Origin of the sequence: Paraburkholderia kirstenboschensis (genome assembly GCF_032806925.1) — a bacterium.
Lineage (GTDB): Bacteria > Pseudomonadota > Gammaproteobacteria > Burkholderiales > Burkholderiaceae > Paraburkholderia > Paraburkholderia kirstenboschensis.
The window spans coordinates 2,409,285-2,429,893 of sequence record NZ_CP136512.1 but is presented as its reverse complement, the minus strand read 5'-3'; the positions used below and the strand labels follow the sequence as shown (position 1 = coordinate 2,429,893).

At 58.4% G+C, this 20,609-nt stretch carries 20 protein-coding genes; 6 read left to right on the top strand and 14 right to left on the bottom strand.

The window, feature by feature from the left end:
* Position 1 precedes the first annotated feature (1 nt).
* Positions 2-529 (top strand): hypothetical protein, encoded by a 528-nt coding sequence (locus tag RW095_RS19780; protein WP_317017802.1) that lies wholly within the window; start codon positions 2-4, stop codon positions 527-529.
* Here the strand turns inward: RW095_RS19780 and RW095_RS19775 are convergent.
* A protein-coding gene (locus RW095_RS19775; protein ID WP_317017800.1) for an IS5 family transposase occupies positions 526-1,337 on the bottom strand; the annotation gives its coding sequence in 2 pieces (ribosomal slippage) (positions 526-989 and positions 989-1,337; 813 coding nt in all). The genes RW095_RS19780 and RW095_RS19775 overlap by 4 nt on opposite strands.
* Positions 1,338-2,212: 875 nt before the next feature.
* Positions 2,213-2,479 carry a site-specific integrase gene (locus RW095_RS19770; protein WP_317017798.1) on the bottom strand — a complete coding sequence of 89 codons (267 nt, stop codon included), beginning with the start codon at positions 2,477-2,479 and terminating at the stop codon, positions 2,213-2,215.
* Between the two features lie 62 nt (positions 2,480-2,541).
* Here RW095_RS19770 and RW095_RS41530 point away from each other — a divergent pair, with 62 nt between their 5' ends.
* A complete protein-coding gene (locus RW095_RS41530) occupies positions 2,542-3,081 on the top strand; it encodes an iron-containing alcohol dehydrogenase (RefSeq protein ID WP_394365105.1) in 540 nt (179 codons plus the stop codon).
* Here the strand turns inward: RW095_RS41530 and RW095_RS19760 are convergent.
* Genes RW095_RS19760 through RW095_RS19715 form a run of 10 tightly spaced genes read right to left on the bottom strand, consistent with a single transcriptional unit; the run spans position 2,977 to position 12,995 of the window.
* Positions 2,977-4,350 carry an acetyl-CoA carboxylase biotin carboxylase subunit gene (locus tag RW095_RS19760; protein ID WP_317017796.1) on the bottom strand — a complete coding sequence of 458 codons (1,374 nt, stop codon included), beginning with the start codon at positions 4,348-4,350 and terminating at the stop codon, positions 2,977-2,979. The two genes, RW095_RS41530 and RW095_RS19760, sit on opposite strands and share 105 nt — an antisense overlap.
* Before the next feature lies 1 nt (position 4,351).
* A complete protein-coding gene (locus tag RW095_RS19755; protein ID WP_317017794.1) occupies positions 4,352-4,603 on the bottom strand; it encodes an acetyl-CoA carboxylase in 252 nt (83 codons plus the stop codon).
* 15 nt (positions 4,604-4,618) lie between these two features.
* Entirely contained in the window at positions 4,619-5,626 is a 1,008-nt protein-coding gene (locus tag RW095_RS19750) for a 5-oxoprolinase subunit C family protein (protein WP_317017793.1), read from the bottom strand.
* 4 nt (positions 5,627-5,630) lie between these two features.
* Positions 5,631-6,491: a 5-oxoprolinase subunit B family protein gene (locus RW095_RS19745; RefSeq protein ID WP_317017791.1), complete on the bottom strand. Its 861-nt coding sequence runs from the start codon at positions 6,489-6,491 to the stop codon at positions 5,631-5,633.
* 30 nt (positions 6,492-6,521) lie between these two features.
* Positions 6,522-7,376, bottom strand: a complete 855-nt coding sequence (locus RW095_RS19740; protein WP_317017789.1) for an ABC transporter permease — start codon at positions 7,374-7,376, stop codon at positions 6,522-6,524.
* Positions 7,373-8,287, bottom strand: a complete 915-nt coding sequence (locus RW095_RS19735; RefSeq protein WP_317017788.1) for an ABC transporter permease — start codon at positions 8,285-8,287, stop codon at positions 7,373-7,375. The genes RW095_RS19740 and RW095_RS19735 overlap by 4 nt, the downstream gene beginning before the upstream one ends.
* A 26-nt stretch (positions 8,288-8,313) precedes the next feature.
* Entirely contained in the window at positions 8,314-9,519 is a 1,206-nt protein-coding gene (locus RW095_RS19730) for an ABC transporter substrate-binding protein (protein ID WP_317017786.1), read from the bottom strand.
* A 31-nt stretch (positions 9,520-9,550) separates the two neighbouring features.
* Complete coding sequence (locus tag RW095_RS19725; protein WP_317017785.1) at positions 9,551-10,693, bottom strand: ABC transporter ATP-binding protein; 1,143 nt, start codon at positions 10,691-10,693, stop codon at positions 9,551-9,553.
* A gap of 47 nt (positions 10,694-10,740) precedes the next feature.
* Complete coding sequence (locus RW095_RS19720) at positions 10,741-12,249, bottom strand: TCP-1/cpn60 chaperonin family protein (RefSeq protein WP_317017783.1); 1,509 nt, start codon at positions 12,247-12,249, stop codon at positions 10,741-10,743.
* 20 nt (positions 12,250-12,269) lie between these two features.
* The gene (locus tag RW095_RS19715; protein ID WP_317017781.1) at positions 12,270-12,995 is read right to left on the bottom strand and encodes a 5-oxoprolinase subunit PxpA; all 726 of its coding nucleotides are present in this window, start codon (positions 12,993-12,995) and stop codon (positions 12,270-12,272) included.
* Positions 12,996-13,402: 407 nt separating this feature from the next.
* On the opposite strand from RW095_RS19715, the gene RW095_RS19710 reads away from it, so the two are divergent.
* Positions 13,403-14,482 (top strand): phosphotransferase, encoded by a 1,080-nt coding sequence (locus RW095_RS19710; protein ID WP_317017779.1) that lies wholly within the window; start codon positions 13,403-13,405, stop codon positions 14,480-14,482.
* 6 nt (positions 14,483-14,488) lie between these two features.
* Positions 14,489-15,826: an aspartate aminotransferase family protein gene (locus tag RW095_RS19705; protein ID WP_394365104.1), complete on the top strand. Its 1,338-nt coding sequence runs from the start codon at positions 14,489-14,491 to the stop codon at positions 15,824-15,826.
* 69 nt (positions 15,827-15,895) lie between these two features.
* Here the strand turns inward: RW095_RS19705 and RW095_RS19700 are convergent, their stop codons facing one another.
* Positions 15,896-16,699: a GntR family transcriptional regulator gene (locus RW095_RS19700; RefSeq protein WP_317017778.1), complete on the bottom strand. Its 804-nt coding sequence runs from the start codon at positions 16,697-16,699 to the stop codon at positions 15,896-15,898.
* 388 nt (positions 16,700-17,087) lie between these two features.
* On the opposite strand from RW095_RS19700, the gene RW095_RS19690 reads away from it, so the two are divergent.
* Both RW095_RS19690 and RW095_RS19685 read left to right on the top strand, forming a co-directional pair.
* Complete coding sequence (locus RW095_RS19690) at positions 17,088-18,560, top strand: NAD-dependent succinate-semialdehyde dehydrogenase (RefSeq protein ID WP_317017776.1); 1,473 nt, start codon at positions 17,088-17,090, stop codon at positions 18,558-18,560.
* 439 nt (positions 18,561-18,999) lie between these two features.
* On the top strand, positions 19,000-19,407 hold the full coding sequence (locus tag RW095_RS19685; protein WP_317017775.1) for an alkaline phosphatase family protein: 408 nt from the start codon (positions 19,000-19,002) through the stop codon (positions 19,405-19,407).
* A 215-nt stretch (positions 19,408-19,622) separates the two neighbouring features.
* Here RW095_RS19685 and RW095_RS19680 read toward each other — a convergent pair whose 3' ends face one another.
* Positions 19,623-20,585 (bottom strand): SOS response-associated peptidase family protein, encoded by a 963-nt coding sequence (locus tag RW095_RS19680; protein ID WP_317017773.1) that lies wholly within the window; start codon positions 20,583-20,585, stop codon positions 19,623-19,625.
* Positions 20,586-20,609: the final 24 nt, after the last annotated feature.

Sequence of the window (20,609 nt, the reverse complement as noted above, 5' to 3'; positions counted from 1 at the left end):
GATGCCCGCGCCGCAAGTCGAATTTCATGTCCCTATCGCTTCGCCCGTTTTTGATATTGATGAGACGCAAACGAAACGTCTCATGCAAGTGGCGGGCATCCACGAGTCTTTCAGAGTAGGGAGCGAGCGCCTGATGAGGCTCCCACCGCAAACTGTCGTGAAACTCGCCCGCGTATTCAACACTGAGCCAATGGCATTCCTAAATGCATGGGAGAATCGACAGCAATGGGTGTTGGTGACGGCTGTGGAGACGTTTAAGGACGTTGTATTAGGAGCGACGGCGTTTGAGTTTGCTCCCAGCTTCGGCGCCAATCCCCCAGCACACTCCGTTTTGGTCGAGGCAAAAGACTTGAGCCGAAGAATTATGTTCGAATCGCAACACGGACTGGCGGCCCCGTGGTCAGAGACAATCAGAGAGGCGGTCTTTGACCTCATCGCCAAGGCGGACGAGGCGGACATTCTCCTGTTGATGTCGCGCAAAACCTTGTTTTCGACTTCGGAGGGAAGCGGGTCCACTAAGAGGCGTTAACAGAATGACTTTTGCAGATGTCGCCAGCATATGATGCAGCAGGCGATTTTCATGAAGGCTTCGTGGATGAAAGCGAGGCGCTCGAAGCGAATACGCAGTCGGCGAAAGTTGTGAAGCCACGAAATAGTCCGCTCCACGACCCAGCGTGTTTTGCCTAGACCGCTACCATGAGGCTGACCGCGCCGAGCGATTTCGGTTGCAATGCCGGCAGCATGCAGTGGACGTCGATATTTGTCGTGGTCGTAGCCTCTGTCGCCCTGAACGACCCGAGGCTTCGATAGTGGTCTGCCGCGCTTGCCGCTGATGGGCCGGATAGCCTCAACCAGCGTATGGAGTTGAGTGACGTCATTACGGTTGGCGCCGGTGAGTATCACCGCGAGCGGGATGCCTTGCGCCTCGGTGATGAGATGGTGCTTTGAACCGGGTCGCGCGCGGTCTGTGGGATTCGGTCCTGTTTTTGACCTGAGCCCACAGCGCGGATTGAAGAGGAATCGACGATGACGCGAGACCAATTGATTTGGTCGGCTGCGCGCAATCGCGCGAGCAGCACCTCGTGCAACTGGTCCCAAACGCCAGCGGCCTGCCAGTCACGCAAACGACGCCAGCAACTCATGCCGCTGCCGCACCCCATCTCGCGAGGCAGTAGGTCCCAACGCAGGCCCGTCTGTAAGACGAAGAGGATGCCCGTGAGCACCGCACGATTGTCGAGCGGCTTGCGCCCTGGAAAACGGGTTCGCCGTAGCTTGGGAGGGGGCAGCAACGGTTCGATGAGTGCCCAAAGGTCGTCGTCGAGTATCGGCTTGGCCATATCCTTTTCGTCGTCGAAACAATGAAAAGGTTAACAGCATTCGTCGCGGGTTAACAGCCCCTTCGTTCATTTTGTTAAGGGTTCTAAGGGTCGAGGATACGAAAACGTTGTGTATTTCGACGCAAAGCCTTGCTGACGACCAACGACACCTCGGCAGACCAGCCCGCGTCGGGCGGAGCCGAGCCCGAAGCAGGCCCGGTCTTCTGCCATGCCCGCCTCCTCGCGTTGAAGCGTGGCGAGTCGAGCGTAGCGCTCCGCCCGGAAGAACTATTGTTTACCGCTTCTAACGTCGGCGTCGCGCCGACCGCCGTTTCAAATTGACGGGCGACAGACAAGCAGTCGGAGCCGAGCGGGTCGCATGAGACGGGTAAGAGGCATCCCATGTGCCGGTTTCAGAGGTCGACCATGCTTAGAGACCTTGTGAACAATTGAACCGGTTCGATAATTCACAGGCGGAAGGGTGTCTTACGACCGGGCTTTCCCTAGGAGCTTGAACACTAGAAATCCGACCGCACTCTGAGCGTCGACGGACTCCCGCCGATGTTCCTGAGCCATGTTTCGTCGCGGCTGATGGCACCTGTTTGACTTCGTCAACAACACGTGCGCAGCCGGCGGCGACGTCGTTCCGCGTACAACAAAGAGGCTTGAGGCCAACCCGACGGCGCGGCGCATCGCCACGGTGATTCTTGCCAGGTGCGCCAGTATCCTTCTTATGGGTCTGCGCCGAGCGACCGTTCCTGTACAGCATTAATCCAACGAGCGCACGCTCAGATGGCGTCTTCGGTCTGGCGACCTGGACGAGGTTTACGGCAGAAGGATTTTGAACGGTTGGCTGTCTGTTGCGCGGTGAACAGGTCAAGGTGCCACGTTCAACGCTAGTACCGCGAGGGAGTACGTCCGAATGCGGCACCGACTTGATGCGCACGGCGTCGGTCGTTTTCGTGCAGGTACGTCGAGGTCGTTGCAATCGAAGCGTGCCGAAGATTGTCGCGCACAGTAACAAGCTGGACGCCAGCTTTAAGCGCATGCGTGGCGTGAGTATGTCGCAGCCAGTGGGGACTTACTCGCAGCAGTCTCGCGGCGAGCCACGGATTACGCGCTTCGATATGCTTTGCAGCATCCTGGAAAAAATCACCCACCATTTGTCTCAGCCGTGCCGCACTAATGCTTCGCTGACCCGACGCATCAAACGTAGGTTTCCATCGTGAGCGGACTTAACGCCATCGCTCATGCGGCTGAGGGTCGTTATGCCAAGGATGGCAATCCCGTTATGTCGCTTATGGCGGAGGAAGGCATTCGCTCGCTTGCCACCGGACTGCGTGGCTTGAACAAGAACAGTAAGGACAAGGCAGCGCGAAGTGAATGTCTTTACGGCGCGTGGCTTTGTGGGATGGTGCTGGCTACGTTCTCCGGCCTAATGGGAACAATGCAGAGGTCTTTGTTGATGGCGGCCGCACGCTCATTACTCGAAAGAGGGGGCTTGTCGCCAGCGCTTACATCCGCCACTGACGAAGAAGACGCACTACCACATGGCCGACAAAAGGGTTCGTTGGCCGTTCCTGAAGCCCGCGAGGAAGTCAACCTTGCGGCTCTGCACCTATCCGGCATCGTCATCCAAAAGGGAATTACTCCTTCCCCCTCAATTCGGGATGCCACTCACTATTCTGGTGAGATTGGCTTCGACATACCCTGTGTGATAGTCACCCGAGCGGACGCCTTCGTCATCGAGCAACGCAAGGTGTAGTGCCTTCGTCGACTTGAGCCCTTCGAAGCTCAACTCGTGCAATGCCCTTTTCATGCGCTCAATCGCTTCTGACCGGCAGGAATCCCAAACGATGACCTTAGCAAGGAGGGAGTCATAAAATGGAGGCACCGAATAGCCGTCGTAAAGATGCGTATCTACCCGAACACCGGGACCCGCCGGCAACCGGAGCGCACTGACCTTCCCGGGCGATGGCATGAAATTCTTTTGTGCATCTTCCGCGTTGATACGGCATTCAATCGCCGCTCCACGCAACACGACGTCCGACTGGATATGTTTCAGAGGCTCACCCGAGGCGAGACGCAGCGACTCGCGGACGATGTCGATGCCCGTAATCATTTCTGTAATCGGGTGTTCAACCTGGACGCGGGTATTCATCTCGATGAAAAAAAATTCCGACGTCTTCGGCTCGTACAGGTATTCGATGGTCCCCACTCCGCGGTAACCGACCGATTCCGCGAGAGCAACGGCCGAAGCGCACATTCTCTGGCGCACATCGCTGTCCAGCGATGGAGAAGGTGCCTCCTCGACCAGCTTCTGGCGGCGCCGCTGAAGCGAGCACTCGCGCTCGTACAGATGAATCGCGCGCTCGCCGTCACCGATAATCTGAACGTCCACGTGGCGTGCCAATGCGACGAACCGCTCAAGATAGAGGCCTCCATAGCCGAATGCGCTCTGTGCCTCGCGCGTTGCTATGGCGTACTGCGCCTCAAGCTCCGCCGCATCTGTCGCGACACGAATGCCGCGCCCGCCTCCGCCTGCCGCAGCCTTGAGCATGACCGGGTAACCCACCTGTTCGGCGGCCACGAGCGCCGCGGCTACGTTCTCGACGACACCGTCACTACCGGGCACGGTCGGCACGCCTGCCTTCATGGCGCAGGCGCGAGCTTGCGCCTTATCCCCCATCAAGGTGATGGCCCGTGGTGACGGACCGACGAATACAAGACCGGCGTCCACGACTGCCTGTGCAAACTCTGCGTTTTCCGACAGAAAGCCATAGCCCGGGTGCACGGCATCGGCGCTGACGCCCTTCGCCGCTGCCACGACCGCGCCAATGTCGAGATAACTCCTCGCCGCCGCGGCCGGCCCGACCGTCACAACCTCGTCAGCCATTCTCGCTGCAAGGCTGTCGACATCGGCGGCACTACAGCCCAGCACTGTCTGCATGCCAAGCTCGCGGGCAGCCCGGACGATGCGCACTGCAATCTCGCCACGATTTGCTACAAACACCTTCCTGATGCCTTGTCGCATGTCAATCCTCGTCTGCGGAAATGATGGCAAGCACAGCATCAGAATCGACCGCCTCACCGTCGGCAGCAACGAAAGACGTGAGCGTCCCAGCGGCTCCCGCGTAAATCTCGTTGAACTGTTTCATCAACTCTATGTTGCCAATCACCGTCTCCGCGGTGACTTTCCGGCCTTCGCTAACAAACGGCGGCTCACCGGGAGCCGGACTGCGATAGAAGGTGCCGGGCACCGGACTCGTAACTTCGATGTCTGCCATGTGTTCACTCCGTGTTTAGGCTTCGACGCGGTCAACTTCGACCAGCGACTGACTGCTGCAAAGCTTGTCAAGCTTGCGCCGTCCCTCATTTGCTTCTTCGAGTGTCACGCGGCGAAAACGGAGTTTTGCGTTCGGCCGGGCCTGACCAAGGCGCCACAGGTCGAAGCGCGGAATCGTGAAAGGCACGAAAAAGCCACCGGCGCTCGGGGAATCGTTGATGAAGACAATCGGTGTCTGACCGGCAATGCTGATTCCGCCAACCGGGTAGCCGTGGTCGAGAATGTTGGACGGCTCGCTGCCGTGCTCCGCAGGTTTCGCGTAAGCGTACTCTGAAAAACTGAACGTTGGCCCCGAAAGTCGGAGACCTGTGCGGTTGCTGTGAGTGCTCACAGTCCACTCGCTATCGAAAAACATCATGACGGACTTTTCGTCCAGCCAGGTGTCGTTCGGCCCAAGCATCGCAGCTATGCGAGCGTCCGGAAAGGCCAGGTTCGTCGCCGGAGCGATAGGAGGCCGGGCGGTCTCAGGCACCTTCATGATTTTGCGTAGTAGCCGGGCATCTCCAAGTGGGACCTGCTCCCGTGCCTTGAGCGAGCCGCCGCTCACACCACCGATTCCGGCCATGTGGAACGTAGCGCGGGAGCCGAGCACGCTGGGAGTCGAAACTCCTCCAGAGATGGCGATGTAGCCTCTTGCGCCTGTTTTTGCCGCAGGACATGCCAGCAGTTGGCCGGCACGCACATAAACCGTCTGCCACATTGGGACAACCGCATCGTCGAGTTTGGCTACCACCTCAGCGCCGGTCAACGCGATTTCGCAGTCACGATGAAAGCGCAACGTCGGGCCGATAAACTGCCACTCCAGCGCTGCTGTGTCCCGGTGGTTACCCACCAGCAGATTGGCTAGCCGGAAGGACCACGCGTCGGCAGGACCGGAGGGCGGGAAGCCCTGCTCCCAGAAGCCGATTCTGCCGGGCAATTCCTGCACGGTTGTCTCAAGCCCATGCTTTACAACTTCCAGCATCGCCTTACTCCTTATCGAGGTCGCGTAGCCAGTCGCGATATCGGGCCACCGAGAAAACCTGGTAATCAATCGAGGGATGTTGATACGTTCCTTCGTCCACGCTCGCGCCGATGAAGTCGTACTCATCTTTCCCAATTGGAGTGAAACGGACCCGGTCACCCGGACGGAACAGAGCTAGACTGTCTTTGAATGCCGACAGGCGCTGGTCTTTATCCCAGCTCGGCATCGGCGTGCGCGCGAATATCTGGTAGCCACCCGGTGTGCGGTCAGGATATATGCATGTCAGCCCACCGCCCAATCCGATGGTTCCCCTGGGTGTCCAGCCTCGCGGCGGGTTGTACTTCGGCGCAGTCATTCTGCAGCGGGGGTCAAGCGGCATGAGTGAGCACAGCCCCGGCCAGAATCCTAGCGCCGCCACCCAGTACTCCGTGCCCGTATGCATGCGTTGCAAGGCTGCACGGTCAGCCAGGCCATTGGCCTGACAAAGCAGTTCCGGGTCGGGGACTTTGTCAGGGTAAGTTTTCCGATACTCCTCCACACATTCTTCCGTCCACGGGTCGAAGTAGTGAACCGGTACGTAGAAGAGACGGCTCGGCACCTCGGATACACCTTCGCCCGATTGCTGTGCAAAGATGCTCTTAATCTCCATTACAGCGTCGTCGTAGCTGATACGGTCAGGGTCGTACGACACGAGCAAAGAGGCCAGTTCGGGTACCAGTTCGATGACGCCGTCAATGCGCGCTTCGCGGATGGAATGAGCGAGCGCCTGAACCTTGACGTTGAGGTCGAAGCTCATCTCATTGCCAAGCTCGACCTCGATAAAGGAGTCGCCTGCCGGGCTAAATCGCGGCTCTGCGTGATGCATAAGTTGCCTCAAATGAAGATTTGGACAATGTCAGTTCTTGTCCATGCGGACGAAGAGCACCCAGAACAGCGCGGCGAGCGAGGGCAGCACAACCGCCAGCACAATCGTCTCGAGACAAAAAATCACCGGGACCTGTGACTGCTGCGACGAGGCCATCATCCAGTTCCAGATGGGCATCGTCTCTGCCGTACCGCGGAGGAAAATCGAGCGCTGTACTTCATTGAAGGAAATCAGAAACCCGAAAGTGCCTGCTCCAACAATGCCCGGTCGCAGTATCGGCATCTCGATATCCCAGAACGTGCGCCAACCGGACGCGCCCAGGTCTGCAGCAGCCTCGACGAGGCGACTGTCAAAGCGTGTCGTAAGCACGAGGACAATTAGTAACGAGAACGGGAACGCCCAGACGACATGCCCGAGAAAAATCGACCAGTAGCCCAGCGTCAGTCCCATCATCGGGCGCAGGAAGATGAACTGGGCCGCGCCCATCGACATGCCGGGGATGAAGAGCGGCAACACTGCGAGCAGTACGAGCGTGCCGGCGCGTTTCGAATGCGGCAACACGCGGCCAACGAGCGTCGCAGTCACCGCTGTTACGGCGCCCACCAGGAGCGCAATCAGCAGGCTGATACCGAATGGAGCAAGCCAGTCGCCGGACTGGAACAGCGCAACGTAGTTCGCCCCTGAAAATGGGAGGGGAAGCCCTGATAGTGGCTGCGCACTAACTGACATCAGCGCAAGCCACAGCAATGGGAAGTAGATGAATGCCAGCGCGCCGAACGCAATAACCTTCGCGACTAGCGGCCACCCTGTCCAATAACTCCAGGCACTTCCCTGGGCTTGCCGGTTCATGGTCGATGCCGGCATATCAATGATTGACTGGTTCAACTTTGCAGGCTCCGGAAAGACATGGACAGGTCGGCAAACCGGCGCGTCAAGAACATGAGCACCGCGAAAATCACGCCAATCATGAGAACGACAAAGCTCGACAGCGCGGCCACGACCGGATACCGCAGCGCACCGTATGCACTATCAACGGAATTGCTCAGCATGTTGACGAATCCTCCACCAAGCAGATTCGGCTCGACCCACGACGCCAGCGCTGGCCCGAGGGTAAAGATGACGCCTGCAAGCACACCGGGAAGCGAAAGTGGAAGGATGACGTCCACGACAATGCGTGCTGGGGTCGCCCCGAGGTCTGCGGCCGCAGATATCAACGTGTCGTCGATAACGTTGATGGCCAAATAAATCGGCAAAATCATCATGGGGAAATACGACACCACCATGCCGAAATGAACAGCTGCTTCCGTGTACAGCATTCCCTTGATGGGAGATTGAATGACATGCAGTATCATCAGGACATGGTTAATCATCCCGGTCTCATCCAGAATCCCGCGCCATACGATGATGCGGGATGACTGGTCAAGGAAGAACGGAATGGTCAGCAAAGCCAGAACGACTGCCCGGGTCGTCTTCGTGCAGTTGCCTTTCGCCAGCCACAGCGCGGACGGGAATGCGAGCAGCAGTTCGATGAGCGTGACGGTCAATGCAATCCGCAGGGTTCGCACCGTCACCTCGAAGCGGCCCGATGTGAAGATGCTTTCCCACGTCTTGAACGACGGCTCATAGACCATCATGAAGTTGCGGCTGTCGAAAAAGCTATAAGCAACGAGCACCACAAGGGGGGCGATTACGACGAACAACCATATGCATAGAAAGCTGCGAAGCAGCCACGGTGAGCGCTCAAGCGGTGTTCGCATGCTGGCGCGACTCGAGAACTTCTGAATCAGGTTGCTCATGATGTCGTCCTTCGCTCCCCTAGGGGTTACGCATTGAGAAACCGCTGCCACTCTTCTTCAATCCCGTCCGAGTGTGAAGGCGTGGTAGTGCTGACGAACGGCTTGGCAAACTTCCTATCCACCTTTTGCTGAGTGGCCTTGAGATTCTGAATCTGGTCGGCCGACCAGCTATGCGCGGTCGCGTATTCGACAGCAAGGTCCATGTTAGGGCCTGCATAGCCGCGGTCACGAGCCTGCAAGGCGCGGTACTCCCCGTCGAGGAAGTAATTCAGCATTTTGTAGACGGTGTCGAGATTGCCGCGGCCTTTCGCTTGCGCGGCAATATACGCACCGTGCCCCCATTTGTAATATCCCTCCAGGGTGTATGCGTATCGCGTCTTGCCGTCGCCGAGCTTCAGGTTCGCCTCGCGCACAGCCGGCTCCCAGCAATTCAGCACATCAACCTCGTGATTCGAAAGCAATTGAATCTGCTGCTCGAACGAGCTGACCAGCGTACGGAACTGCCCTGCCTTTTTGCGTGCAACGAGGAAGTCCACGACTGTTTTGGCTTCCGCGGGAGTCAGGTCGGCAGGGTCCCCAATTTTCGCCTTCCCCGTGGACTTGAGATAAAGCGCAGCAACGCCAATCGAGTAATTCCAGGTGTTGTCGTAACCGACACGACCGCGTGTACGGTCGTCTTCGAAGACCGTTTTCCAAGAAAGGTCCGCTGTGCCGTCAGCCTTCACTCCGAGCTTGTCGGGGAAGTAGCCGAAGCTGTCAGCGTTGCCGATAACGGGTACCCCGTACTGCTTGCCATCCTTGCCAACGACAACCGCCGAGCGTTTCCATACATCAGGCGTGCGCTGCCAAAGCTTGAGGTTCGGATTCTTCTCATCGATGACGAGATACGCCCCCTGCGGCCCGAGGATGTTCTGTGTGCCACCTTCGAAGATGAAAATATCTGCCTTGTTACCCATCTGGGAGGCGAGGATGTCGCGCATGAAAACGCCGACATCGTTGTTGGAACCGACATACTGCATCTTGAGTCCCGTGGACTTCTGCAACGCCGACCAGTCCTTGAGTTGCGCGGTCGTCACCCCGTACGCGCTCACCGTTTGCGAATCCGCTGCTGCAGCGACGCGGCTCAGGCCCAACGTACCGGTGATTGCTAACGCTCCGGTAGCGGCAAGGCCCTTCAACATGTCGCGCCGGGTCAGGTCCAGCTGCGAGGTGGTGGAATGGCGGTCTTTCATGGTCAATCCTCTCTTTTGACTACCGGATAAGTTAATGAGGAAGAATCACGCAGTCCTGCCCGCGGCAGGTCACTGCATCGAATTCGCCTGGTGTTGCGCTTTGGTCCCAGCTACGAATCTTCAGCCGCGCAGAGTCAGGGGTCAGTGCCGTCTGGTCTGTGTACTTGCCGCGATAAACGTGTTCGGCCGGCGCGCATGCGATGACGTTGCTGCCGCTGACTGGCCCCGTTCTCGTAATGGGTGTCAACCGTTCGGCCCGAACTGCAAACAGTGCTGTATCGCCCTGCCGCAGATGTGACCCGGAGGCGCATACGCCACGAAGAGTCGCTCCATTGAAGTCGACAGTCGCTTCACCCCCCTCGGTGATGGCCTGGACCGTGCACGGAAGCACGTTGTCGAAACCCATGAACTCCGCCGCGAAGCGGCTTGACGGCCGGTCGAAAAGGTCTTCCGGCGTACCACACTGTTCGATGCGACCACGCCGCATCAGAATGATGCGGTCGCTCATCGTCAATGCTTCTTCCTGGCTGTGGGTAATGTAGATGAAGGTCATGCCCAACGCGCGATGTATGTCGACCAGTTCGGCCTGCATGTCGTATCGCAGCTTTTCGTCCAATGCGCCCAAAGGTTCGTCGAGAAGCAGGACGGCCGGTCGCGTCACAATGGCTCTGGCCAGCGCGACACGCTGGCGCTCGCCACCTGAAAGCTGGCCGATGCGCCGGGTATCCTTTCCAGCCAAACGAACCATTGACAGTGCGTCTTTCGCCTGACGCTTGGCTTCATCCTTGCCGACGCCGCGCAATTTCAAGCCATAGCAGACGTTTTCCTCAACCGACATGTGTGGAAAGAGCGCATAGCTCTGGAACACAGTTGTGCAGTTCCGCTTCGCAGCCGGCACGTCGCGGACATCAACGCCGTCAAGCGTAAGTTGCGCTGCATGCGACACCTTCTCGAGGCCCGATATCACACGCAACATCGTTGTCTTTCCTGAGCCACTCTCCCCGAGAATCGTCAGAAACTCGCCGCGCCTGACATCGAGGGATACGTGGTCAAGCGCAGTTACAGGACCATACTGATGAACCAGGTCGACCGCCCGCAGGATATAATCGTCTTGTCCTTTAGCACGCTCGGGGGCCTCGCGGGCGTCCTGTCTCACGTCGGCTGACATACCCATAGAAGAAACCAGAGTCTGAGCGTACCCGGCTTGTTCGCTGCTCACTCTTAACATATCAAAACCTCGACAGTCAGCATGGTTGCAGCAACCGAAATCGCATGCTGCAGGATGGCAAGGGTGGTCGACAGAGGGTCAACCGTCCGATACTTGAATTCAGATTCGACGATGCTGCCGCCAGCATTACCGGCCAGTTGCACGGCCACCGCACGGCAGCCAGCGGCAATGCAGTCGAGTGCCGCACGGCGTACGTCACCAGCGCTGTCCGCCTTCAACTTTATGAGTGATGCGGCCACTGAGAGAAGTGCCTGGCCGCCCCCCTCGACAACACCGGAAGCTCTCGAAGCAGCCAGCGCCGCGAGCGCAGCGCGAGCGCTTCCGGCCCGTTGCTCCGCCTCCCAGTGCGTACGACCGCCTATTCGCAGAACGGCCCAGTTGCCCGCGAGTCGTGCAGCACGTCTTTGAAGTTTTTCCCGGTCCAACGCCAGGTACCGCTGGGACGCAGCCTGAGCAGACAACAATGCACGTCGCGCATGAATTGCATTCACGTCGCCGTTGGGCTCCGAAAATATGGCGCGACCGCGCTCCAGAATCAGCCGCGAAGTGCGACCCAACATTGATGGACGAACATTTGCCATCGACGTCCCAGTCTCTTCGCTAATGACTGTGGCGCCAGTGGCCGCGCAAAGGTCGTCGAGCAGATGCATTGCCTGTTCACCTACCTCGGCCGGAATCAATCCGAGGACATGCATCCGAAGCGCGGCGCGGTTAGCCGTCAGCGTGCTGTGCGCTACACCCTCGAAACCTCGTGCGACGATGACCAGAGACTTGGAGTGCAATGCAAACTGCTCGAGAACTCGGGCGAGCGGGCCGAAGTCACTGAGTATTTCGTTGACGACCAGCACATGCGCCGAGTCCATCTCAACACGCAGGCCTTGTTCTTCTGTTGAAAGGCCCGCGGCTTCGGGTACCACATCGAGACAGTAACCCGAATAGCGCTCAAGCCTGATGTCGGAACCAGTTCCTTGCTGGATATCGATGGCGCCCTTCTCCGACGATGCGGAGTAGGCGTCACTGAGGGTGCGCGCGATGTCTTCGTCGGCGCAAGCGCTACGAGCTACGTCGAAACCGTCAGCGGCCTCGCATCGCTGCGCTTCGACGAGAGCAGGCATCTCGCTTTGCAACTGCTGGATTTCCTTGCAGAGCAGCGCTGGCCCGGTCCCATGCGCAACGTGTTTTGCCGCCTCCGCGTAGAGGGCTACTGCGATACATGCGGTACGCGCGGTTCCGTCTTCGAGGTCGCGCTGAACATCCCAAAGGGCATCCCTCAGGATACGGAGCGCGACGGTGCCGGCACCCGACTCTTCCGTCACACGACGTGCAATATCAAGCCCCGATGAACTGTGTTGCGGACCACCTGAACCGCCGTCATACATCAGGCCTCGACCGTATGGGCCGAGCGACGAGCCGATTGCACGCGCCCCCATGGAGAGGGCCCGCAGTACTAACACGCGCGCTTTCGCTCCGGTAACGATTGTCGATGTGCTCACGGCTTGCATGGTCGCGATTCCGTATCGGTTTAGAGACGGTCCGCGACCGCTTCATAAACCGCCTTCGCGAGAGGCAAAGCACCCGGAGTGTCGCTATGAACGCATATCGAATCGATAGCTACGGGCACAGATACACCATTGATGGAGTTGGCGGTCTTCTCCCGCAGCGCTCGCATGACCTTGGCAACTGCGTCTTCTGGCGCAACCGCCTCGTGAATCATTGTGATGATTTGACGACCTTCGTCGTCGTATTCGAGGTCTGCATAGAACTCGCACGAGTACTCGACGCCACGCTGGTCGAACACGCGCGTCATTTCACTGTCCGTGCACGCGATAACGGGAAGCTCGAGTGCCAACGCAGCGTCAGCAATGCCTTCCGCCACGGCGTTGTACTTCATTGCCATGCCCATCAACGCGCCGTGGGGCTTGATATGCGAAAGTGTCATTTGCTCTGCATCGAGAAATGCTCTCAGCGCTCCGGTCTGGTACAAAACGAGCGCAGCCGTCTCGCTGCGCGAGAACTTCATTTCGCGACGCCCGAACCCCTCCCGGTCCGGCAGGCCTGGGTGCGAGCCGACCTTGACGTCATGCTGCTTCGCAGCGCGGACCGTCCGCCACATGACGTTTGGGTCAGAAGCATGAAAACCACATGCGACGTTCGCATGCGTGACGTAAGGCATCACCGCGGCGTCGTCACCCAACTGGTAGATGCCATACGCCTCGCCCATGTCACAGTTGATGGTAAGACCTTTCATCGAATGTCCTTTTGACGGGAGAGGCCGTCAGTGCCCACAATTCGTCGCGGCGCGACGTACGCCATGCCACCGGAGCGACCTGGCGGAGACCACACCTTCGCCGCTCACCCGAGCCACCCAATCCACGGCAGCCATGCGAGATATGATATATCTCATTGGCCGGGAAAAAAATAAAAAATCGACGTCTTTTTTGACGAATTTCTTCGTCGAAAACCCTTATGGTCCATGACGAGGAAAATTCTCAACACATCGCCAAACCCTCTACAGATAAGGGTTACAGGACGATTGGCTCGCCGCCCCCCCGTTCCGCACACCGCGAGCATCCGAAAAAACCACGCATCCACGTGTTGCATCATATATCATGTCTCGGCGATTTAAACGCGCACTTTACTGTGTCCGGAGATACCATGGTCGATGTACAAACCAATGCGGAAGCTCAGACAGACAAGCTCGGGGGCAGCATCCTGAGCGTCGCTGCTGAAGAGATTTCGCTTGCTGAGGCGGAGGAACTGGCGTCACGCCATTTCGGAATTGACGGTCCTGCATCACGCCTGACGAGCGAGCGCGACCAGAACTTCAGAATCGTCGCGGGCGATGGACGGGAATTCGCGCTCCGGATTAGCAACCACGCGGAAGACCCCGCTATAAACGACTTCCAGGTGTCTGCCCTGCTACACATCGCGCAGGTCGACCCGCGCATTCCCGTGCAACGCGTTTTTCGTGCGTTGAACGGGCAGCCGCATCTTCGGCTGCCTTTTGAGCAAGGCCGGCTCCGGGCCGTACGACTTCTGTCATATCTTCCCGGTGTGCCGCTCAATACGGTGCAGCGGACGCCGGCGCACCGGCGAGAGCTCGGAACGCATCTGGCAAAGCTGGACCTGGCGCTAGGGGACTTTTCTCATCCCGCTGCTGGTCATGAACTCGCCTGGGACATCCAGCACGCGGCCGGTATACGCCCTTTGATTGCACACATTCCGGACATCGCCCGACGGCAGCTTGCGGAGGATTTTCTGACTGCGTTTGAGACCAATGCGAAGCCGGTACTGTCCAAACTCCGCGCGCAGGTCATTCACAACGACCTGAACTTCTACAACGTGCTGGTCGACCCAATTGACAATGACCGACTAGCGGGCATTCTCGATTTTGGCGACATGGTTCTCAGCCCGCTCGCCGTCGACGTAGCAGTAGGAGCGTCGTATCACATGAACACTACAGACGACCCATGGGACGCGGTAGCAGAGTTTGTGTCCGCATATCACGCTGTGTTGCCGCTTGAGCGCGACGAGGTGGACCTGCTCTATTACCTGATTGCCGCCCGCTTCGTGGTCACCGTGGCGATTACCGGCTGGCGCGCCGAACGCTATCCGCAAAACAGCGCTTACATCCTCAAGAACAACGCCAGCGCCTGGCAGGGACTGGCACACCTCTCAACCCTAAAACGCGACATAGCGCAGCGTAGGCTTCGAGTCGCTTGCAACATGGAGTAGTGAGTTATGGTTAAGCCATTGATGGTCAACGCTTTTAACCCTGCGAATGCCGAAAATCTGGATGCGGGGCTGCGCGCGCTTCTCGCCCGCAGACAAAAGGTCCTCGGCCCCTCGTACAAGCTCTTCTACGAGGAACCTGTCCACCTGGTTCGCGCAGAAGGCGTCTATATGTTCGATGCGCAAGGAAATCGATATCTGGACGTCTATAACAACGTGCCGTCAGTGGGGCATTGCCATCCGCACGTAGTCGAAGCAATCACAAAGCAGGTCGCCACGCTCAACACACACACGCGCTACCTCCATGAACTGATTCTGACATACGCGGAAAAGCTGATTGGCACATTCCCGCCGGAACTGTCCAATGTGATGTTCACGTGCACCGGAAGCGAAACCTCGGACCTTGCGCTACGCGTCGCGCGCAATTTTACGGGCGCCACAGGCATCATCGTGACGGAGACGGCTTATCACGGCATTACCTCCGCCGTTTCGGAAATCTCCCCCTCTCTGGGGGAGCACGTACCCTTGGGGCAGCATGTGCGCACCGTTCCCGCGCCGGACTCTTTGCGCGGCGAAGGCGCAGATGTCGGCGAGACCTTCGCGAGGAACGTGCAGGCCGCCATCGACGACCTGAAGCGGCATGGAGTGAAAGTCGCCGCGCTTATTGTTGACACAATTTTTTCCAGCGACGGCGTGTATGCCGACCCCGCAGGCTTTCTCGCTCCGGCGGTTGATGCAATCCGTCGAGCGGGCGGAGTCTTCATTGCGGATGAAGTGCAGCCGGGATTCGGTCGTACAGGCGATGCAATGTGGGGCTTTCAGCGGCACGGCGTCGTGCCGGACCTGGTCATCATGGGTAAGCCAATGGGCAACGGGCTGCCTATCGCAGGCATGATTGCGAAACCTGAAGTGCTGCAGGACTTTGCGCTTCGCGCACGCTACTTCAACACGTTTGGCGGCAACCCTGTGTGTTGTGCCGCAGGTCTTGCCGTGCTGGAAGTCATGGAGAACGAGCAGTTGATGCAGAACGCCAAGTCCGTGGGCAGTTACATGAAGCAAGGTCTTGCGGAACTGGCGCGTCAGTACACGTCTATCGGCCAGGTGCGCGGCGCCGGTTTCTTCATCGGAGTTGACCTGGTCAAGGACCAGGAAAGCCACGAGCCGGACCCGGATTTTGCCATCCGGCTTGTGAACGGCCTGCGCAAGCGCTTTATTCTGATTGGCGCGTCCGGCCCCGAAGGGCATGTACTCAAGATTCGGCCGCCTCTGCCGTTTTCGCGTCAAAACGCAGAACATTTCCTGAGCGCAATGGAAGACGCGCTTCGGGAAGAGAGTGCGCGGCAGTAAAGCAAAAAGGGGTAGCCTGATGCTGCTACCCCTTACTCACACCTATTGCTGAACTGTAAGCGCGCGCATCTACTTGCGCGCCACCCTACGAGGCGCACCAGGCTGTACTGGCTGTCGGGCTGACGCCACAGCACGCTTCCGGGCGGGTGCCTCCAGTTCATTTTCGCCTTGAAAAGGCAGGCGCGCCTCGACGCCCTCAGCAACAAGCGTCTGCAACCGGGGCATCAGCGCATCTTCCGCGGCGACCAGGTCTTCGACAAGTTTCTCTCTCACGACGTCAGCGTCACCCGATTCGATTGCTTTAACCAGTTCGTGGTGGTGAACATTGGCGTGCTCTCCGCCATAGTCGGGGTCCTCAAGCAGACCGTAGAAAACCGGCCCGACCTGGCCCCACAAGCCCTGAATCATCTCAAGCAGACGCGGGGAGTTGGCCTTCTCATAGATAGCGAAGTGAAATTTCTCGTTGAGCTCACGGTATGCCGTCCTGTCGCCGCGCTCGATAGCCCCATCCATGGCGAGGAGCGTTTTTTTGAGGCGTGCGATATCCGAAACCTTGAAGAGATGCGTGGCCATCTGCGCTGCCAGGCCCTCAAGCTCGTATCGGATTCGATAAATCTCGCCGAAAGCTGACGGCGAAAGGGTTGGAACGACAATGGAGCGGTTCGGCAACATTACCAGCAGACGTTCAGCGACGAGACGCTGGAGCGCTTCGCGCACTGGCGTCGTCGAAATCCCATAGCGCTCAGCGAGCGAGCGAATAATGAACACCTGACCAGGATGGAAACTGCCTGATATCAGGCCACCCTTCAAGAGTGCATAGGTGCGGTCGTTCAGGTTCTGGTGTTGGAGTTTATCTTGCAGCATGTCGACCATCTCTTTGGCCCTCGTTGATAGTCTCGCTGATATAGGGCGAAGACAGCGAAAGGGTTCGGCTTTTAGCGTCTGCAAGGTAATGCCGACGCAACGCTAGGGCCCTTTAAATAACGTTTCCGTAGCCCATCCCAACGCCTGACCGATGGTGACCTGCAGCATTCGGAAAGGGCGAAGAAACCGGTTTCGTGTTGTATCATATATCATCGACGGTCGCAATTCCATGCCAGTCAATCCGTACGGAAGATGTGGCGTATGCCATCGTCGTGGCAATGGAACCCCTCCTAAAAGAAGGACCGCGAACGAGTGACCTCACCGGCAATGCGAATACCGCCGAAGCGGGCAACGCAATCGCGGCACGCATCGGCCTACCTAACAAGGAGTAAATGCAATGACCATCAGCCTTTCAAAAGGCGAGCTCATTCGCGAGAATAATTTTATCGGTGGCCTGTGGGTTCCGGCGACAGATGGTGCACAGTTTACGGTAACTAACCCTGCCACAGGCGAGGTCGTTACAAATGTCGCGAACAGTGGCCCGGCGGATGCGCGCGCGGCGACAAACGCTGCAGCCCAAGCGTTTCCTATGTGGCGCGACACGTTGCCCAAGGAGCGCGCCGCCGTGCTGCGTCGGTGGCATGCGTTGATTCTGGAGAATGCGAATTCGCTCGGCGAACTCATCTCGCTGGAACAGGGAAAACCTCTCGCCGAAGGCCGCGGTGAAGTTGCCTACGGCGCCTCTTATGTTGCCTGGTTTGCCGACGAAGCGACGCGCATCTACGGCGACATCATCCCGCAGCAGCAACGCGGAAAGCGCATGACAGCAGTGAAAGAACCCGTCGGCATCGTTGCAGCCATTACGCCCTGGAATTTCCCGCTTGCCATGATTGCCCGCAAGATTGCGCCCGCGCTCGCAGCTGGGTGCACCGTCGTGGCGAAGCCTGCTGAAGACACCCCGTTGACCGCGTTGGCGCTCGCGCTGCTTGCCCATGAGGCAGGCGTGCCGGCGGGAGTTCTGAACGTAATCAGTGCTTCGCGTGACCACGCAGTGGCAACTGTCGCCGACTGGCTCGAAGACAGTCGGGTACGCAAGATTACTTTCACCGGGTCGACGCCCGTTGGGAAATATCTCGCGCGCGAGTCGGCATCGACGCTCAAGAAGCTCTCGCTCGAACTGGGTGGTAACGCGCCGTTCATCGTTTTCGACGACGCCGACCTCGACGCGGCTGTAACTGGGCTTCTCGCTGCGAAGTTTCGAAACGGCGGCCAGACATGTGTCTGCCCGAATCGCGTGTATGTGCAAGATGGCGTCTACGAACGCTTCGCCGCTTTGCTGAGTGAACGCGTAGCTGAGCTCAAGGTTGCTCCCGCCACTGACCCTGCTGCCCAGATAGGCCCAATGATTAACGTGCGCGCGCTGGAGAAGATTGCCCGCCATGTCGACGACGCCGTGAGACACGGTGCACGGGTGCTAACGGGCGGCAATCGTCTGCCTGAGCTTGGCCCGCACTACTTCGCGCCTACTGTACTGGCCGACGCCACCCCGGACATGGCGTTGTGCTGCGAAGAAACGTTCGGGCCGGTAGTACCGCTTTTCCGCTTTTCGGACGAAGCCGAGGCCGTGCAGGCAGCCAACGACACACCGTTTGGTCTTGCGAGTTACTTCTACAGTCAGGACGTCAGGCGCATCAACCGCGTTGGCCGTCAGCTTGAGGCCGGCATCGTTGGCATCAACGAGGGTGCGCTCGCGAGCGAAGCCGCACCCTTTGGCGGCGTCAAGGAATCAGGCTACGGGCGTGAAGGCTCAAAGTATGGTCTGGATGACTACCTATCAATCAAATATCTTTGCCAAGGCGGCCTGGACTGAACGATAAGTGTTGACGTTGCCTGCGTTGCCTAATCCGACGAGAAACGCCGCCTACACCACCCTAGCTGGGAATACGATGCATCGCAGACTTCGAGGCAGGTGTCGTTCATGCGGAAGACCGAGCAGGCATCAGCCATATCATCAGCCACCGGCTTATGCACTTCAATGCGCCTTGTAGCTTCCTTCTTGGTTATGGAACAGTTGAGTGCAACTCTCGTCAGTTACTCATACGCCGGTACTTTCGCATCCGTAGTATTTCCGCGGAGAGGCAGGCGGGTAGGAAAGACGTCGTCATGTCAAATGTGCCGCGAGCGGATTGCGGGGGAACCGAGCTTTTACATCCGTCAGGTGCTAAGCCGACGATAGACACTTTAGTGACGCACGAGGTCTTACTTGTCACCCCGCCTGCCCCTCAACAAACCGAGGTTGTGGTGCGCGTTTGCGTAAAGCGGCGTACTGTGCTCACGCCAACACGACATTGACCCACACCAATCATGAAATTACTTCAAGCGGTCGTTATAGTTGTCGCGCTGGCCGCACCGCTGTTCTCTTTCGCCCAGCAGTCGAACGGGCCGGTCAGAAAACCCATAACTTTGCGTTTGACAGGTTAGGCGTACGCGTACCGGCCATCGTCGTCTCACCATTCGTTCCTGCTGGCACCATAGACCATTCGGTGTACGACCACAGCTCAATTCTAAAAACAACGGATACGCTGTTTGGGCTCAACGGAGCCCTCAACTTGACGGCGCGCGTGCGCGCAGCGGACAGCTTCTCGGAAGATGTTGAGTCTTTCTACGCCTCGCTCCGATATCCCGCAATGCCCGTCGCCCGTCGCTGCGAGCGGTGACTCGCGGCCCACGAGCGAAGGCGCTCCGCGGTCGAAGGACCCCTTTCTGCCCCTGTATGCGCATCGCTAGAACCGGCGGCTCACGCCATGACATCCGGTGCCCGACAAGCCACGAGTCCTTTGCAGCCAGAGGCCCGGAGTCTATTCAGTTGCCATCGAGCAAATTGCGTTAGGCAGAGGGAAAGATGATTTGTACGCAAAACCATCAAGCGGCGCTATGCCGCAAGCCGATGCTCATAGTACGGCCGGTCCCTGTCATCAAGTATTGCGTACATTGCCTCCAGGTTCTGTGGGTCGGGGTTGAGCCATGCATCTATGTTTTCCGGCTTGATAGGAATGATGCACCGGTCATGACCCGCTGCGGCGACTTCTGGAGGAGGCTCATCTGTGATGGCCGCGAACGACAGGAGGTCCGGCTCCCCCGGCACGGTCCATCGCGACCACAGACAGGCAACATGCATCAGTTCCCCGTTGCTCGGACGGAACTCGAGAACGACGTTCTCATCACGCTCATGAGTCTCAAGTAGTGTGTTTTCGAACTTTGCCTTGCTCACATTCTCGTAGAAAACTTCGACAAGCAGGACGGCATGCGTGTACCCAAAGCATGGTGCCCAAAAGCCTTCGAGGCTGTCCCGACGCGCATTGTAAGTGCCGGGATATTTGACATCGTAAGACGCAGGCTTTCCAGCGACGCGGCACTGGTAACGCATGGGTTTGACTACTCGTTGTCCGTTTTCCATCACCATCACGGGCGCGTAGTTGCCCGGAAAGATTCGCGCGTCGCGCGGTTGTGACTCGGTTCGCTGCAGGTCCTCTAGCTTGCCCTTGGCCCAGGCAATTTTGTCGGTGGCGATTCGCTGACTTTCCGTTGCCGCCTTCGTGACTTTCGTTTGCAACGTGCGTTCGGCATCGGCCAACCGCTTCCGTTGTTTGAACAGCTCCTGCTCGAGTTTGGTAGCCTGCGCCGAAGCGTACCTGGCGATGAGAGCATTGATTTCGCGCTCTGCGTCATCCTGCGGTTCGGAGAAGGCGTCTTCCATGGCTTTGGGTATCCTGGATTTGCTGATGCCCTCCGCGCGCTTGAAGAACAGGCGCGCGAACTCGTGTATGTCCATGATGGCGCCAAATGTGCGCACAAACTTCCGGTAATCCGCTACGACCTGAGCCGAGTAGCACATGAATGCCTCCGTTTCATGCGGTCA

Coding starts and splice junctions, on each gene's coding strand:
- RW095_RS19780 (WP_317017802.1), top strand. CDS start 2: ATGCCCGCGCCGCAAGTCGAATTTCATGTCCCTATCGCTTCGCCCGTT.
- RW095_RS19770 (WP_317017798.1), bottom strand. CDS start 2,479: ATGGTGGGTGATTTTTTCCAGGATGCTGCAAAGCATATCGAAGCGCGT.
- RW095_RS19760 (WP_317017796.1), bottom strand. CDS start 4,350: ATGCGACAAGGCATCAGGAAGGTGTTTGTAGCAAATCGTGGCGAGATT.
- RW095_RS19755 (WP_317017794.1), bottom strand. CDS start 4,603: ATGGCAGACATCGAAGTTACGAGTCCGGTGCCCGGCACCTTCTATCGC.
- RW095_RS19750 (WP_317017793.1), bottom strand. CDS start 5,626: ATGCTGGAAGTTGTAAAGCATGGGCTTGAGACAACCGTGCAGGAATTG.
- RW095_RS19745 (WP_317017791.1), bottom strand. CDS start 6,491: ATGCATCACGCAGAGCCGCGATTTAGCCCGGCAGGCGACTCCTTTATC.
- RW095_RS19735 (WP_317017788.1), bottom strand. CDS start 8,287: ATGAGCAACCTGATTCAGAAGTTCTCGAGTCGCGCCAGCATGCGAACA.
- RW095_RS19730 (WP_317017786.1), bottom strand. CDS start 9,519: ATGAAAGACCGCCATTCCACCACCTCGCAGCTGGACCTGACCCGGCGC.
- RW095_RS19725 (WP_317017785.1), bottom strand. CDS start 10,693: ATGGGTATGTCAGCCGACGTGAGACAGGACGCCCGCGAGGCCCCCGAG.
- RW095_RS19720 (WP_317017783.1), bottom strand. CDS start 12,249: ATGCAAGCCGTGAGCACATCGACAATCGTTACCGGAGCGAAAGCGCGC.
- RW095_RS19715 (WP_317017781.1), bottom strand. CDS start 12,995: ATGAAAGGTCTTACCATCAACTGTGACATGGGCGAGGCGTATGGCATC.
- RW095_RS19710 (WP_317017779.1), top strand. CDS start 13,403: ATGGTCGATGTACAAACCAATGCGGAAGCTCAGACAGACAAGCTCGGG.
- RW095_RS19705 (WP_394365104.1), top strand. CDS start 14,489: ATGGTTAAGCCATTGATGGTCAACGCTTTTAACCCTGCGAATGCCGAA.
- RW095_RS19700 (WP_317017778.1), bottom strand. CDS start 16,699: ATGGTCGACATGCTGCAAGATAAACTCCAACACCAGAACCTGAACGAC.
- RW095_RS19690 (WP_317017776.1), top strand. CDS start 17,088: ATGACCATCAGCCTTTCAAAAGGCGAGCTCATTCGCGAGAATAATTTT.
- RW095_RS19680 (WP_317017773.1), bottom strand. CDS start 20,585: ATGTGCTACTCGGCTCAGGTCGTAGCGGATTACCGGAAGTTTGTGCGC.